We start from the raw sequence: 14,557 nt of genomic DNA on the forward strand, positions 1-14,557 counted from the left end.
CCGAGGATGTTGGCAAGACAGTGCCCAACACCTATCTTCGGCAGGCATCGCCGAGCTGCCTTGGCGCCTATTCCAGGAAGAGTGATGAACCAGAATTTCCGTAACTTTGCCCTGTGGGCGATCATCGCGCTGCTCCTGATCGCGCTCTTCCAGCTGTTCTCCAATGGTTCGCAGACCGCCGGCGCGCGCGAAGTTCCCTATTCGCAGTTCCTGTCGGACGTCGACAGCGGCCGGGTGCAGTCGGTGACGATCCAGGGCCAGCGAATCACGGGCAAGTACTCCGACGGCGCCTCGCCCTTCCAGACCTATGCGCCGGAAGACGCCCAGCTCGTCTCGCGGCTCGAATCGAAGAACGTCCAGATCAGCGCCAACCCGCCGGGCGACAACACCAATCCGATCTGGTCGATGCTCCTGTCCTTCGGACCGATCCTCCTGATCCTTGCCGTCTGGATCTTCCTGATGCGCCAGATGCAGGGCGGCGCGGGCGGCAAGGCCATGGGGTTCGGCAAGTCCAAGGCGAAGCTCCTGACCGAGGCGCATGGGCGCGTGACCTTCCAGGACGTCGCCGGCGTCGACGAGGCCAAGGAGGATCTGGAAGAGATCGTGGAGTTCCTGCGCGAGCCGCAGAAGTTCCAGCGGCTCGGCGGCAAGATCCCGCGCGGCGTGCTCCTCGTCGGCCCTCCGGGGACCGGTAAGACGCTGCTCGCTCGTTCGGTCGCGGGCGAGGCGAATGTGCCCTTCTTCACGATTTCGGGATCGGACTTCGTCGAGATGTTCGTCGGCGTCGGCGCAAGCCGCGTGCGCGACATGTTCGAGCAGGCCAAGAAGAACTCGCCCTGCATCATCTTCATCGACGAGATCGACGCCGTCGGGCGCCATCGTGGCGCCGGCCTCGGCGGCGGCAATGACGAGCGCGAGCAGACGCTGAACCAGCTTCTCGTGGAGATGGACGGCTTCGAGGCCAATGAGGGGATCATCCTCATCGCCGCGACCAACCGGCCTGATGTTCTCGACCCGGCGCTGCTGCGTCCCGGCCGCTTCGACCGGCAGGTGGTCGTGCCGAACCCGGACGTCACCGGCCGCGAGAAGATCCTCAAGGTTCATGTCCGCAACGTGCCGCTGGCCCCGAACGTCGACCTCAAGGTGATCGCGCGCGGAACGCCGGGCTTCTCCGGCGCCGACCTCGCCAACCTCGTGAACGAGGCGGCGCTGATGGCGGCGCGGCGCTCCAAGCGGCTCGTCACCATGCTCGAGTTCGAGGACGCCAAGGACAAGGTCATGATGGGCGCGGAGCGCCGGTCGATGGCCATGACCGAGGAAGAGAAGAAGCTGACCGCCTATCACGAGGCCGGCCATGCTCTCGTCGGCATCCACGAGCCGTTCAACGACCCGCTCCACAAGGTCACCATCATCCCGCGTGGCCGCGCGCTCGGTGTGACGATGAACCTGCCGGAGCGCGATCGCTATGGAATGCGCAAGAACGAGATGGAGGCGCGCCTCGCCATGATCTTCGGCGGCCGCGCGGCCGAGGAGATCATCTACGGCCCGGAGAACGTCACCACCGGCGCCTCCAACGATATCCAGCAGGCCACCAACATGGCCCGCGCGATGGTCATGGAATACGGCATGAGCGATAAGCTCGGCCGGCTTCGCTACAAGCAGAATCAGGACGAGGTCTTCCTCGGCCATTCCGTCTCGCAGCAGCAGAACATGTCGGAGGACACCGCCCGGCTGATCGACTCGGAGGTCCGCGAGATCATCGAGACCGCCGAGAACAAGGCGCGCAAGATCCTCAACGACCACATCGACGAGCTGCATATGCTGGCGAAGGCGCTGCTGGAATTCGAGACGCTGTCGGGCGACGAGGTGCGCGATCTCCTGGCCGGCAAGCCGCTCGCCCGCGACATGGGCGACGACACGCCGCCCTCGCGCGGATCGGCCGTGCCGAAGGCCGGTGCCTCGCGGCCGAGCGGAGCGCGGGGCGGCGAGGCCGGCGACGGCCTGGAGCCGCAGCCGACCTGACGGCGCCGCCGGTCATCGCGGGTAGCGGGCGACCGCGCAATCCGCGCAAGACGACATCGAAAGGGGAGCGGTTCGACAGGGCCGCTCCCCTTTTTCTTGACCTGATGCCGGCCGCTGCGGCAGGAGGGCTGACTTGCAAGAACCGATCGGCAAGATCGGGCTGGTACCGTGACCGGCGGGCCGCTCTGCAACCGGCCGGCCCGGTGATCCACATCCGACGACAGGACCTCAGATGGGCAGAAGCTATTTCGGGACGGATGGAATTCGCGGGACCGCCAATCGCCATCCGATGACCGCCGAGGTCGCGATGAAGGTCGGCATGGCCGCGGGCATCGCCTTCCAGCGCGGCAGCTATCGACACCGCGTCGTGATCGGCAAGGACACCCGTCGCTCCAGCTACATGATCGAGAACGCGATGGTCGCCGGCTTCACCGCGGCGGGCATGGACGTCTTCCTGCTCGGGCCGATGCCGACGCCGGCCGTCGCGATGCTGACGCGGTCGCTGAGGGCCGATATCGGGGTGATGATCTCGGCCTCGCACAACCCCTTCGAGGACAACGGCATCAAGCTGTTCGGCCCGGATGGCTACAAGCTGTCCGACGAGATCGAGAGCCGGATCGAGGAACTGCTGGACAGCGATCTCTCCGGCCGGCTCGCCAACGGCGACGGGCTCGGCCGGGCAAAGCGCGTCGACGGTGTCCACGACCGCTATATCGAGTTCGCCAAGCGCACCCTGCCGCGCGAGCTGTCGCTCGAAGGTGTCCGGGTGGCGATCGACTGTGCCAACGGGGCGGCTTACCGCGTGGCGCCCGAGGTGCTTTGGGAGCTGGGCGCGGAAATCGTCAAGATCGGCGTCGAGCCGGACGGGATCAACATCAACCGCAATTGCGGCTCGACCGCGCCGGCGATGCTGATCGAAAAGGTCAAGGAGGTGCGCGCCGACATCGGCATCGCGCTCGATGGCGACGCCGACCGGGTGCTGATCGTCGACGAGCGCGGCACGATCGTCGATGGCGACCAGCTGATGGCGGTGATCGCCGAGAGCTGGGCCGAGGACGGGCGCCTCGCGGCAGGCGGCATCGTCGCCACGATCATGTCCAATCTCGGCCTCGAACGCTTCCTGGAGGCCCACAAGCTCCAACTCGCCCGCACCAAGGTCGGCGATCGCTACGTCGTCGAGCACATGCGCGAGCATGGCTACAATGTCGGCGGCGAGCAGTCCGGCCACATCGTCCTGTCGGATTTCGGCACTACCGGCGACGGCCTCGTCGCAGCCCTCCAGATTCTCGCCGTCGTCCACCGCAAGGGTGGGACCGTCTCCGAGGTCTGCAGACGGTTCGAGCCGGTGCCCCAGGTCCTGAAGAACGTTCGGTTTTCCGGCGGCTTGCCGCTGGAGCGCGAGCCGGTCCAGGCGGCGATCGCGGCGGGGCGGGACAGGCTCGGCAATAGCGGCCGGCTGGTGATCCGCCCCTCGGGAACCGAACCCCTGATCCGGGTGATGGCCGAAGGCGACGATGCCGGTCTCGTCGCGGCCGTCGTCGACGACATCGTCGGGGCCCTGCGCGATCAGGCTGCCTGACAAGCTGTTACCGCGCATCCGGCGCGTAAACCGCCCGTTAACCACTCCGGTTTACCTTGTTTCTTAAGGTAACGGCGTCGCCAATCCCGGCCGCCGCAAGGACCGGAGACGATCTTATGAATAGAAGGTTTTTGACGACCGTTGCCGCGTTCGGCGTCGTGTCGTCCTTCGTTGGTTCCGCCCAGGCAGCCGACCTCATCGAGCCGCCCGCCTACATCGCGCCGCCGCCGCCCCCGCCGGCTCAGATCTCCACCGCCGGCTGGTACCTGCGTGGCGACGTCGGCTACGTGTTCAAGAACGACACCGACGGTGACTGGGACTTCTACAACTACGGCTACGGCGAAAACGGGATCGACGACACCCATCGCTACGACAGCCTGACCCTCAAGGGCGCTGCGCTCTTCTCGGGCGGTTTCGGCTATCGCTTCACCGACAATTTCCGCGCGGACGCCACCCTCGACTACTTCAAGACCGACATCGACGGCCGCACCGAATGCCCGTACCAGATCAAGGTCGGCCACGGCATCTATAACCCCGCCGGCGGCTGCCACTACGAGGATTCCGGCGAGGCCACGGTCTGGACCGCGATGGCAAACGCCTATGTCGACATCGGCCATTTCGGCCGCTTCACGCCGTATATCGGCGCCGGCATCGGTGCCGCCCATGTCAGCTACGATACGGGGACGAACCAGGAAGTCTGCGCCGATTGCGCACCGTCCTACGACCGCTATCGGGCGACGCATGATGGTGTCGACAGCTGGCGCTTCGCCTCCTCGCTGATGGCCGGCGCGAGCGTCGACATTTCCGACAAGCTGAAGTTCGATGCGGGCTACAAGTATACGCGCATCTCCGGCGGCGACGCCTACGAATTCGATGCCAACGACAAGGCGAACGGCGCCAGCGGCGTCCAGATGCGCGACAACGGCTTCAACATCCACACCGTCCGCGCCGGCCTGCGCTACGAGTTCGGTGGCGGCCAGGGCTTCGGCAAGGGCAAGGCGCCGGTCGTCGGCGCACCTTACGAAGAGCCGGCTCCGATCTACAGCGAGGCGCCGATCTACGATCAGGCCCCGGTCTACAAGTAAGCGCATCGAACCGGGCGAGGACGCCTCGCCCGGTCGCGACAGCGGATCGCTGATCCAAGGAGCGTCTTCGCCAGCTGCCGCTGGCGGAGACGTTTTCGCATGAGATGAGGGAGCAGGGTGGACGGAGGGGGAAGAGGCGGTCAGCCGCGCGAGAGCAATCCCCTCACGCGCTGCCTGGCCAGGCGCGCGAGATTGCGCGACCGGTGTCGCGCGTCGAGGCTCTTTGCAGCCTGCGCGACCTTCCGCTCGGTCCCCGGTCGCAGCCCGACGACGACGGTCGCCAGCGTGGTCCGGTTCGGCCAGAACCGGTTCATCGCGAAATGGTCCGGCATCGCGCAGGAATCCGCCCGCTTGACCGCGGGGTCGGCGATCAGGGCCCGCGCCGCCTCGGCGACGACCTGCTGGCCGGGGGAAGCCTTCGCGAACGCCTCGTCATAGGCCATCTTCCAGGCGAAGGCGTCGCCGCCGTCGAGAAGCACGACCAGGCTCGCCACCGTCCGGGCGCCGACGCTGAGCGCGAAGATGCGCACCCGGCCTTCCTGGGCAAGCCCGTTGACGGCCTCCCGCGCGAAGGCCGCGCGAAACCGGTCGATGACGAGGGCGCTGCGCTGGCGGCCCTTCCAGCCGCTGGCCTCGAGCGCGAGAAAGTCCTCGAAGGCGAGACGGACGGCATCCGCCTCGCGCACGACCTGGAAGCTGACAGGGCCGCTCGCCTCCAGCAGCCGCCACTGGCGCTGCATCTCCCGGCGGCGGCGTCCCGAGGACGGCTGCAGGAAGGCGACATGCTTTCCCTCGGATTTGTCGATCGCGGCGCGGTCGGCCTTGTTGGCGTGGGCGATCGGGAGGCCGCGTTCCGCGGCGACGGCCGCAAGGATTGCGGCGAAGGCGCCGTCGCTGCGGATGTCCGGCAGGACCAGGATATCCGGCATCCCACGCTCCGGCTCGGCCAGGAAGGCCAGGAAGCTGGCGAGCGTGCCGTGCGGGTCGTCGCCGTCGAGCGGCGGGACGCCGAGCCGGCCGAAGGGATGCGACCAGGCGCGGATCGTGTCGATCCCGCCGATGCGGGCGGTCCGTTCGAGCGTATAGGGCATCAGGAGCCGCAGCCGGCTGCGGCTGGCGCCTTCGTCGCGCATCACCATCAGCCTGACCTGCCGCTCGTCGAGCCGTGGCATGGCGGGGACGAGGAAGGTCGGATCGAAGAAGACGTTCGGCTCGATCGCCCTTCGCGACAGGTGCTTGAGCTCGTCGACGAGGGCGAAGGCGTCGGCCGGAGCGTAGATCGACAGACGGCGGCAGACTGGGCCTCGGAAAGGCGCCTGTGGCTTATCCGGCGCGCCCGTTCGCGGTCCCGCGGCGGGACCCGCCCCGTTTGCGAGATCGTGAAGATCGTCGATCCGGCGACCGAGTTGCATCCCACTCTTCCCGTTTCAAGCGCTGCGCGGGCCCGGCCGGTTCGGCGGGACCCGACGGAGCGAGAAAACCCCTGGGACCGAGCCTTAACCCGGACGCCTTAAATTTCCGTGGTGGAGGGACGAGATCGTGGAATGCACCGCCGGCTCAGCCGGCGAAGCCGCCATTTTCCAGGAATTCGGTCTCCTCGGGAGAGGATTCGCGCCCCAGTATCGCATTGCGATGGGGGAAGCGGCCAAACCGGTCGAGGATCTCCCGGTGCTCGCGGGCCGAGGCGACATTGGCCTCGTCGCCGATCTTCTCCATCCAGGCGACGCATTCGTCCTGTTCGGCCAGATCCTCGCAGTGCATCAGCGGCATGACGAGGAACTGGTTGATGTCCTCGGCCACCGTCATGTGGTCGCCGCGGGCAAGCGCCGTCTTGGCGAGTTCCAGCGCCTTGGCATCGGTCGCAAACGCGAGCGGCGTGCCTCGGAACATGTTGCGCGGAAACTGGTCGAGCAGGAGGATCAGCGCGAGAATGCCGGTCGGCTCCTCCTGCCAGCTGTCGAGTTCCCCGCGCGCCGCCCGCTCGTAGACGTCGCCGAAGCGGCGCCGGATGGTCTCGTCGAAGGCCTCGTCCTTGCCGAACCAGCGGTCCGGGCCCGCCTCCCGCCAGAACTCCACGATGGCCTGGGGATCGACGGTGTAATATGTCATCTTGGTCTCCGGCATGGATGTGAGAGGCGCGTGGCGGGCCAGCGGATCCCCGTGATCCGCAGGGCCGCGAGCGTCCGCCACGAAGATAGTCATGGAGTCGCCGCCGGCGAAGCGCCGAAATGTCAGAACTCGATCTCAAAGGCCTGAAATGTCCTCTACCGGCGCTTCGGACCGCGCGCCGGCTGGCGGCGATGGCGCCGGGAGAGGCGCTGGTGGTTCTCGCCGACGATCCGATGGCCGTGATCGACATTCCGCATCTGTGCGCCGAGCGGGGGCACCGGCTGGAGGAGGTCACGCGGACGGGCGACGTCCTGCGTTTTGCAATCGTGGTCGAAAATGTCGCGTCCGATCGTACCGACTGACGTGGGTTGCCGCAGTCATCGAGCCGGCGCCTTGTGTTGCCGTCGCTGCCGCAGCGCCTTCACCCGAAGCGATAGCCGGGCACGGCGAGCGGATTGTCTTCGAGCACGGCCCGGTCGGGCGCGTCGCTGCGAAGGCCGCCGGTGAAGGCAGCGAAGAGGTCGCGGAGCACCGCCTCGGGAACCCCTTGCGCGATCACCACCAGCCGGGTCTGTGGCGGCACGCCCTGCGGCCAGGCGGCGAGCCGGGCCGGCGGGTGCAGATAGCCGCGCACGCCGTGCAGGACGAGCGGCCGCTCCGGCGTCTCCCGCGTCTGCACGATCCCCTTCATCCTGAGAATGCGCTCGCCTTGGGTGGCGGTCAGGATTTCGAGGAAGGAGGCGACGGCCTCGAAGGCGACGGGTTCTGCGAGCTGTAGCGAGACGGAGCGAATGCTGGCGTGGCCGTGGGCATGCAGGTGGCCATGCCCATGCCCATGCTCGTGACTGTGCGAATGGTCATGCTCGTCTGCCTCGCCGGCATCCGGCGCCGCATTGAGGTTCTCTTCCCCGAGCCAAGCTGCCAGACGCGCCGCATCGAGCGGGCCGGCCGAGAGGCCGGAGCCGAGCAGCCGCTCCGCCAGCGAACCTGCGCCGGCGGACGGCACATGCACCGCCCGCGGATTGAGCGATGCGATCCGCGCGGTCAGCTCGTCCACACGCTTCGCCCCGGCGAGGTCCGCCTTGGTGAGAACGATCCGGTCCGCAACGGCCAGCTGGCGCCGCGCCTCGTCGTGATCATCGAGGTTGCGGGCGCCCGCCAGCGCGTCGACCACGGTGACCACGCCGTCCAGAACATAGGCCTCGCTGAGTCCGGGATGGCCGATCAGCGCCGCCAGGATGGGGCCGGGATCTGCGAGCCCGGTAGTCTCCACGATCACGCGCTCGATCGCGCGTGCGCCGTCCGGCCCGCGGCGTTCGGCAAGGGCGAGGAGCGTTTCGACGAGCTCGCCCCTGACGCTGCAGCAAAGGCACCCGTCCGAGAGCGTCAGCACGCCGTCGCTCGTCCGGGTCTCGACGAGCAGGGGATCGATCGCGGCTTCGCCGAATTCGTTGACGACGACGGCGGTGTTGCGCAGCCCCGGCTCGCGCAGGAGGCGGTTCAGCAGCGTCGTCTTGCCGACGCCGAGAAAGCCGGTGAGAAGCGTGAGGCGGATCGGGGCGCTGGCGCCGGGCATGGGTGAGGTCCTTTGCCGCTCGTTCAGTTCACCGCCTGCGCAGCCCGGGCGGCAGGTGTCGGGACCGGGATGCCGTGTCCGGCCCGCAGGCCGTCGCCGTCTTCGCCCAGAATGTCGATCCGCGGCCCCTTGGCGGCTTCCGGGCTGGGGCCGGGGCTCGGAACGAAGTTCTGCGCGTCCTCGACGGCGCTGCCCGAGGTCGCGACGGTCTTCATGTCCTCGGGCGCCGATTCCGCCTCCGGGCTTGCAACGGGCGCCGCGTCGGGCGCCTCCCCGTTGGGTGCCTTCTCGCTCGGCGGGGTCGGACGCGGCGTCGGGATGGGAATGCCGTAGGCGGCGATCAGCGAGATGCCGGGTGCGGCGATGGCATTGCCGGCGGCCCCGCCCAGGCCGACGCTCACGGTGACGGGCGCGCGGTTCATCTCGTGCATATAGGGCGAGCCGAAGATCTCGGTGTCCTCATCCTGCGCCTCGCCGGCGGTCCGCTTGCGTTCCTCGACCCGCTCGTTGGCGCGCGCCGTCCGTCCCTTGGCACCGCAGATATAGTCGCTGATGTCGAGCGGCTCGCCGGCCGATGTCGGCAGATCCTCGACCTTGGTCGTCACGCTGGCGGGATCGGTCTTGAAGCCGGCGTCGATGATCTCCGCCGTATGGCGCTCGCGGGCGATCGTGCCGTTGGCGCCCATGACCGCGGCGATGATCGTCCTGCCGTCGCGCGTCGCGGAGGAGACGAGATTGAAGCCGGCGGCGCAGGTGAAGCCGGTCTTCATTCCGTCGGCCCCGTCGAACCGGCCGAGAAGCTTGTTGCCGTTCTTGATCAAGGCCCGGCCGTTCGAGATAGCCTCGGTGCCGAAATAGTCCGAAAACGCCGGGAACTGCTTGCGGATCGCGATGGCGAGGATCGCGAGATCCTTGGCGCTCTGATACTGGCCCTCCTGCGGCAGGCCGTTCGCATTGACGTAGCGGGTGTCCTTCATGCCGAGTTCCGCCGCCTCGGCGTTCATCATGTCGACGAAAGTGTCCATCGAGCCGCCGCCGAGCATCTGGCCGATCGCATAGGCGACGTCGTTGGCGGATTTGACCAGCATCATTCGCATCGCATTGTCGAGACGCATGACCGAGCCCGGCTGGTAGCCCATCTTGCTCGGAGGCTCCTCCGAGGCCCGGCTCGTCATGATGACCGGGCTGTCCAGGCCGACCGTCTCCGCTCTCAGAGCCTTAAGAGCCAGGAACGCCGTCATCAGCTTGGTCGTCGACGCGGCATAGCGCCGCTCCGTCGCGTTTTCCTGAGACAGCACCTTCTCGGTCTCGAGATCGACGACGATCGAGGAGACGGGATAGCCGATCTCTTCGGGCGCCTGGGGTTCGGCGGACGCAGGCTTGCCGCTCGGCTCGGCCGCCGCGTCGGCGGCCGGCTTCTGCGCGGCGACGGCATCCGGCTTCGCTGCCTGCTTGGTGGTCTTGGCGAAGGCGAGGTTCCCGGCCGGCGCGAGCGGAGCCGCCGTCAGGCAGAGTGCCAGGAGAGTCGAGAAACAGATGGATGCGGGCGTCTTCACGCGGGGTCCCTTCGATCGATCGATCAGCCGTGTTGCAGAGCGCAAAAACTGCGGTAACGTGCGACGGGTCGCGCGCGGCCTATGGTTTCTATACCGCGAGTGATAAGGCAAAGAGCGACACCGGAAAACCGCATGTTCTAAACGTTCTTATCATGGCTCGTGCGAGCCGGGCGCGATCGGTGGGATGCGCTGCGGCGCATCGGGTGGCATCCCGTGCCACTGCCGCATCCGCCGAAGCGACCACCGTCCCGCCTTTGCGCGGCCCCGGCGCCGCGGTCCACCGTCCCTTGAATCGGAATTTCTCGAATGCCCGTCAACAACCATATCGCCGAGTGCGAAGCGGAAATCGCCGGCTGGCGCCAGGACCTGCACCGCCGGCCGGAGCTGCTCTACGACGTGGTGGAGACGGCGCGGTTCGTGACCGACAAGCTCCAGGAATTCGGCTGCGACGAGGTGTTGACCGGTATCGGGCGTACCGGCGTCGTCGGCCTGATCCACGGCCGCGGCGGCGCCGGCGGCAGGATGATCGGCCTTCGCGCGGACATGGACGCCCTGCCCATTCACGAGGAGACGGGGGCCGAATGGGCCTCGCAGCGGCCGGGGCTCATGCATGCCTGCGGGCATGACGGGCACATGGCGATGCTGCTCGGCGCCGCCCGCAGCCTCGCCGAGACGCGGGCCTTCGAGGGAACGGTGGCGGTGATCTTCCAGCCTGCCGAAGAGGGCGGGGCAGGCGGCAAGGCGATGATCGACGACGGGCTCTTCGAGCGCCTGCCGATCGAGAAGGTCTACGGCATGCATAATCTGCCGGGGATGCCGGTGGGTCGCTTCGGCATGCGCCATGGCGGGATCATGGCGTCCACCGACGAGTTCAAGATCACGGTACGCGGCCAGGGCGGCCACGCGGCGCTGCCCAACCGGACCGCCGACCCGATCGTGATCGCGTCGAGCATCGTCCTCGGCCTGCAGAGCATCGTGGCGCGCAACGCCGATCCGCTGAAGTCCCTGGTGGTCTCCGTCACTGAATTCAACGCCGGTTTCGCCCACAACATCATCCCGGACACGGCCGTCTTCTCCGGGACCGTGCGGGCCCTCGACGCGGGACATCGCGACCTCGCCGAACGCCGCATTCGCGAAATGGCCGCTGGCATCGCCTCGGCCTACGGGGCGAGCGTCGAGATCGACTGGGATCGAAACTATCCGATCACGGTCAACGATCCGGACGAGAGCGATTTTTGCTCGCAGGTGGCTGCGGAGATCGTCGGAGCCGACAATGTCGACCCGTCGGCGCCGCCGCTGATGGCCGGCGAGGACTTTTCCTACATGCTCGAGGCCCGGCCCGGCGCCTATGTCTTCATCGGCAATGGCGACAGCTCCGGCCTGCACACTCCCACCTACGATTTCGCCGACTCGGCGATCGCGTTCGGAGCGAGCTATTGGGTGCGTCTCGCCGAACGGGCGCTGGGGCGGGCCTGACGCGTCGGCGTCAGCGCACGGGCGGCCCGGCGGGAACCGCCGCGGGGCCGGAGAGCGAATAGGACTGCGCCAGGGGCGCAAGAACGTCGGGGACGAGCGCGGCCTCCTCGCTGCCGTCGTCATGTCCGATGCAGACGCGATCGCGACCGCTGCGCTTCGCCATGTAGAGCGCGGCATCGGCGGCCGAATAGAGGGAGGCCGCCGTGCTGTGGGTCTCGGCCTCCGCGAGGCCGATGCTGACGGTGATGTGGAGCGATGTCTCGCCGGCCGGAATCTCGACGGCACGGATCAGCTTGCGAATGCGTTCGGCGATGCGGCGGCCGGTGGGAAGCTTCGTATTGGGCAGAAGGATGCAGAACTCTTCGCCGCCATGGCGGCAGACGAGATCGACTCTGCGCATGCCGGGCTGGAGCAGCCGGGCGACCGAGCGCAGAACGTCGTCGCCGACGGCATGGCCCAGCGTGTCGTTGACGCGCTTGAAGTGGTCGATGTCGATGACCATCAGGACGAGGCCGGTGCCGCGCCGGTGCGCGGTCGCGAGGGCCTCGGCCAGCACGGCGTTCATGGCGCGGCGATTGGCGAGGCCGGTCAGCGGATCGGACAGGGTCTCGGCTTCGAGTTCACGCTGGCGCGTGATCAGGCGGATCTCGCGGGCCATCATCGAGCCCATGACGATGGTGCCGAAGAGATAGAGGGGAATGAGCGTGGCGGCGCTTTTGAGCGTCAGGGCAATCGGATCGGCGACCGGTAGCCACAGGAATGTCAGGACGTGCAGCGACGTCAGCAGAGCCAGAGCGGCGAGATGTCCCACTTTGACACCGTGCGAGACGTCGTAGCGATAGTGCCAGGCGAGCCCGACAACGCCCGAGATGAGGATTCCGGCCATCCCGACATAGGCGCCGCTGCCACCCATGAAGAAGCGGAACGCCTCTGCCAGAGCCGTCGCGATGACGGCCGCGATCGGTCCGCCGAAGGCGCCGGCCGCCGCGACGATAACGCAGCGCGAATCGAGAATGATGCCGAAGCCGATCACGGCGGATGTCTGCATCGCGCCGATGGCTCCGAGGCCGAACAGCAGACCGTTGATGACGCCGCGCCATCTTCGATGATCGACCGTCCGCTCCACGAAGCCGTGTGTGATCACCACAAGGGCCATGATGCCCAGTCCGTGAACAAGCGACAGAGTGGCGAGCGAATAGGGCAACGGGTGATCTACGCCAGGTTTCCTCGATAATTCATCTAATGGTTGTTCCCTTGATAATTGGTTTCGCTGATTGACATGATCCAACGGAAACCGGAATCTTCTTGAACGACCCGCGCCGCCTCCCCGACACCGGCCGTCTCCGGCCCATCGCCCCGGTGGCCCTTGCCATCGACCTCTCGCGGCGGGCACGCTAGGACAGGCCGACGAAGCATTGGCTATCGGACAAGCGCAATTCAGCAGCCAGACTGACGACTTCGGGAAGGGTGTGCGCGCCGGAGGGTGGACGGGTTGAAATTCGATGCACAGAACGCCTTGTCGCGGCGCCTGCGATTGATTGCCGATATCGACGCGGAGGACGAGGCCGCCGTGCGCGCGCTGCCGGTGACGCATCGCGAGGTGGACGACGGCGTCGACATCGTGACCGAGGGGGAAACGGTCCGCCAATGCTGCATTCTGATCGACGGCTTCACCTGTCGCTACCGCCACACGCTGGAGGGCAAGCGTCAGATCATCGCGTTCCATGTGCCGGGCGACATTCCCGACCTCCACAGCCTGCACATCAACCAGATGGATCACTCCTTCGCGGCGATGACGCGCTGCCGGATCGGCTTCGTGCCGCATGAGGCGGTCTGGTCCCTGTGCCTGAAGCGGCCGAACGTCGCCGCCGCTCTCTGGCTCGAGACCTTGATCGACGGGGCCATCTTCCGGGAGTGGATCGTCGGTCTCGGACGTCTGTCCGGAGCAAGCCGCACCGCTCACCTCCTGTGCGAACTCGCCATGCGCATCCGCTCGGTCGGGCTTGCGCCGGACAATGTCTACCGTCTTCCCCTGACCCAGAACGAACTGGCCGATGCACTCGGACTGACGGTGGTGACCGTCAACCGGGTGCTGCGCGACTTCAAGCTGGCGGGGCTCATCGACCGCTCCCGCTCCCGTCTCGAGATCAAGGATTGGAACAGGCTTGCCGAACTCGGCGAGTTCGATCCGAAATATCTGCATTTTCGCAGTCCGATCGCGACAACCGGCATCGCCCGACAGTAACGGTCCGGCGATCCGCAAGTCCTGTCGATCGGCCGGACGGGCGAGAGACCGAACGCGCCGATGCAATTATCTTGGCCGATGCCGTAAGATCGGGCCGCTCGCAGAACGTGCGTGACGGCGGACCGCCGGTGCCGGGGGAAGGACCGCGGCCGCTACAGCGCCGCAGTTGTTTGCGGCGGTCGGCCCGGATGGGGATAAAGGGAGAAGAACTCGATGCGCCATGTATTCATCGTTGCCGATGACCATCCGCTGTTTCGTGGCGCGCTGAAGGAGATCCTCAACTCGCTGCCAGACGGCGCGGAGATCGTCGAAGCCGCGGACTTCGACGAGGCGGCGCGCGCGCTCGAGGACAATCCGGAGGCCGACCTCCTGCTGCTCGATCTCGCAATGCCCGGCACCAGCGGGCTTTCCGGCCTTGCGCTCCTCAGGGCCGACCACCCGACCGTGCCGATCGCCATCGTCTCGGCCAATGAGGATACCTCGGTGATCGCCCGTGCGCTCGATCTCGGCGCCTCCGGCTTCATCCCGAAATCCTCCGGCTTCGAGGAGATCCGACATGCGGTGCAGGCGCTTCTGGCCGGCGAGACCTATCTGCCGCCCGACCTCGTGCTCGATCAGGGCATCGACCCGGAACTCGCCGATCTGATCGAGCGCATCAAGACGCTGACGCCGCAGCAGACCCGCGTCCTCACCATGCTCGGCCGGGGGCTCCTCAACAAGCAGATCGCCTATGAGCTCGGCATCTCCGAGGCGACGATCAAGGCTCACGTCTCTGCAGTCCTGTTGAAGCTCGGGGTCGACAGCCGCACGCAGGCGGTGATCCGCCTGTCGAAGCTCGGCCTCGATCCCCAGCGCCCGCTCGGCGGGTGAGGGGGCTTCGGGGCGTGATGCCCTGCGCGCCTGCGCGTC

At 67.2% G+C, this 14,557-nt stretch carries 12 protein-coding genes; 7 read left to right on the top strand and 5 right to left on the bottom strand.

Annotation, left to right across the window (positions count from 1 at the left end; all coding sequences use genetic code 11):
- Nucleotides 1-84 precede the first annotated feature (84 nt).
- The 3 genes from ftsH to LH400_RS17725 all read left to right on the top strand — a co-directional run bounded on the left by ftsH (nucleotide 85) and on the right by LH400_RS17725 (nucleotide 4,686).
- The gene (gene ftsH / locus LH400_RS17715; RefSeq protein ID WP_229154284.1) at nucleotides 85-2,022 is read left to right on the top strand and encodes an ATP-dependent zinc metalloprotease FtsH; all 1,938 of its coding nucleotides are present in this window, start codon (nucleotides 85-87) and stop codon (nucleotides 2,020-2,022) included.
- Nucleotides 2,023-2,254: 232 nt separating this feature from the next.
- Nucleotides 2,255-3,601, top strand: coding sequence for a phosphoglucosamine mutase (gene glmM / locus LH400_RS17720; RefSeq protein WP_229154286.1), 1,347 nt, complete (start codon nucleotides 2,255-2,257; stop codon nucleotides 3,599-3,601).
- 116 nt (nucleotides 3,602-3,717) lie between these two features.
- Nucleotides 3,718-4,686 carry an outer membrane protein gene (locus LH400_RS17725; protein ID WP_229154288.1) on the top strand — a complete coding sequence of 323 codons (969 nt, stop codon included), beginning with the start codon at nucleotides 3,718-3,720 and terminating at the stop codon, nucleotides 4,684-4,686.
- 140 nt (nucleotides 4,687-4,826) lie between these two features.
- Here the strand turns inward: LH400_RS17725 and LH400_RS17730 are convergent, their stop codons facing one another.
- Nucleotides 4,827-6,098: a GNAT family N-acetyltransferase gene (locus LH400_RS17730; RefSeq protein ID WP_229154290.1), complete on the bottom strand. Its 1,272-nt coding sequence runs from the start codon at nucleotides 6,096-6,098 to the stop codon at nucleotides 4,827-4,829.
- A 145-nt stretch (nucleotides 6,099-6,243) separates the two neighbouring features.
- Nucleotides 6,244-6,795: a DUF924 family protein gene (locus LH400_RS17735; RefSeq protein WP_229154292.1), complete on the bottom strand. Its 552-nt coding sequence runs from the start codon at nucleotides 6,793-6,795 to the stop codon at nucleotides 6,244-6,246.
- 119 nt (nucleotides 6,796-6,914) lie between these two features.
- Here LH400_RS17735 and LH400_RS17740 point away from each other — a divergent pair, with 119 nt between their 5' ends.
- Nucleotides 6,915-7,157: a sulfurtransferase TusA family protein gene (locus tag LH400_RS17740; RefSeq protein WP_229154294.1), complete on the top strand. Its 243-nt coding sequence runs from the start codon at nucleotides 6,915-6,917 to the stop codon at nucleotides 7,155-7,157.
- Between the two features lie 59 nt (nucleotides 7,158-7,216).
- On the opposite strand, the gene LH400_RS17745 is transcribed toward LH400_RS17740, so the two are convergent.
- Together LH400_RS17745 and LH400_RS17750 are read right to left on the bottom strand one after the other, a co-directional pair.
- Complete coding sequence (locus LH400_RS17745) at nucleotides 7,217-8,371, bottom strand: CobW family GTP-binding protein (RefSeq protein WP_229154296.1); 1,155 nt, start codon at nucleotides 8,369-8,371, stop codon at nucleotides 7,217-7,219.
- 23 nt (nucleotides 8,372-8,394) lie between these two features.
- Nucleotides 8,395-9,927: a D-alanyl-D-alanine carboxypeptidase family protein gene (locus LH400_RS17750; protein ID WP_229154298.1), complete on the bottom strand. Its 1,533-nt coding sequence runs from the start codon at nucleotides 9,925-9,927 to the stop codon at nucleotides 8,395-8,397.
- A gap of 306 nt (nucleotides 9,928-10,233) precedes the next feature.
- Between LH400_RS17750 and LH400_RS17755 the strand changes: the two genes are divergently transcribed.
- A complete protein-coding gene (locus LH400_RS17755; RefSeq protein ID WP_229154300.1) occupies nucleotides 10,234-11,403 on the top strand; it encodes a M20 aminoacylase family protein in 1,170 nt (389 codons plus the stop codon).
- Between the two features lie 10 nt (nucleotides 11,404-11,413).
- Here LH400_RS17755 and LH400_RS17760 read toward each other — a convergent pair whose 3' ends face one another.
- Nucleotides 11,414-12,559, bottom strand: a complete 1,146-nt coding sequence (locus LH400_RS17760; RefSeq protein ID WP_229154302.1) for a diguanylate cyclase — start codon at nucleotides 12,557-12,559, stop codon at nucleotides 11,414-11,416.
- Nucleotides 12,560-12,895: 336 nt separating this feature from the next.
- Between LH400_RS17760 and LH400_RS17765 the strand changes: the two genes are divergently transcribed.
- Nucleotides 12,896-13,648: a Crp/Fnr family transcriptional regulator gene (locus tag LH400_RS17765; RefSeq protein ID WP_229154304.1), complete on the top strand. Its 753-nt coding sequence runs from the start codon at nucleotides 12,896-12,898 to the stop codon at nucleotides 13,646-13,648.
- Nucleotides 13,649-13,861: 213 nt separating this feature from the next.
- Nucleotides 13,862-14,518, top strand: coding sequence for a response regulator transcription factor (locus LH400_RS17770; protein ID WP_229154306.1), 657 nt, complete (start codon nucleotides 13,862-13,864; stop codon nucleotides 14,516-14,518).
- The last annotated feature ends 39 nt before the right edge of the window (nucleotides 14,519-14,557 follow it).

This window comes from Jiella soli, from assembly GCF_020615385.1.
Classification (GTDB): domain Bacteria; phylum Pseudomonadota; class Alphaproteobacteria; order Rhizobiales; family Rhizobiaceae; genus VKMB-3413.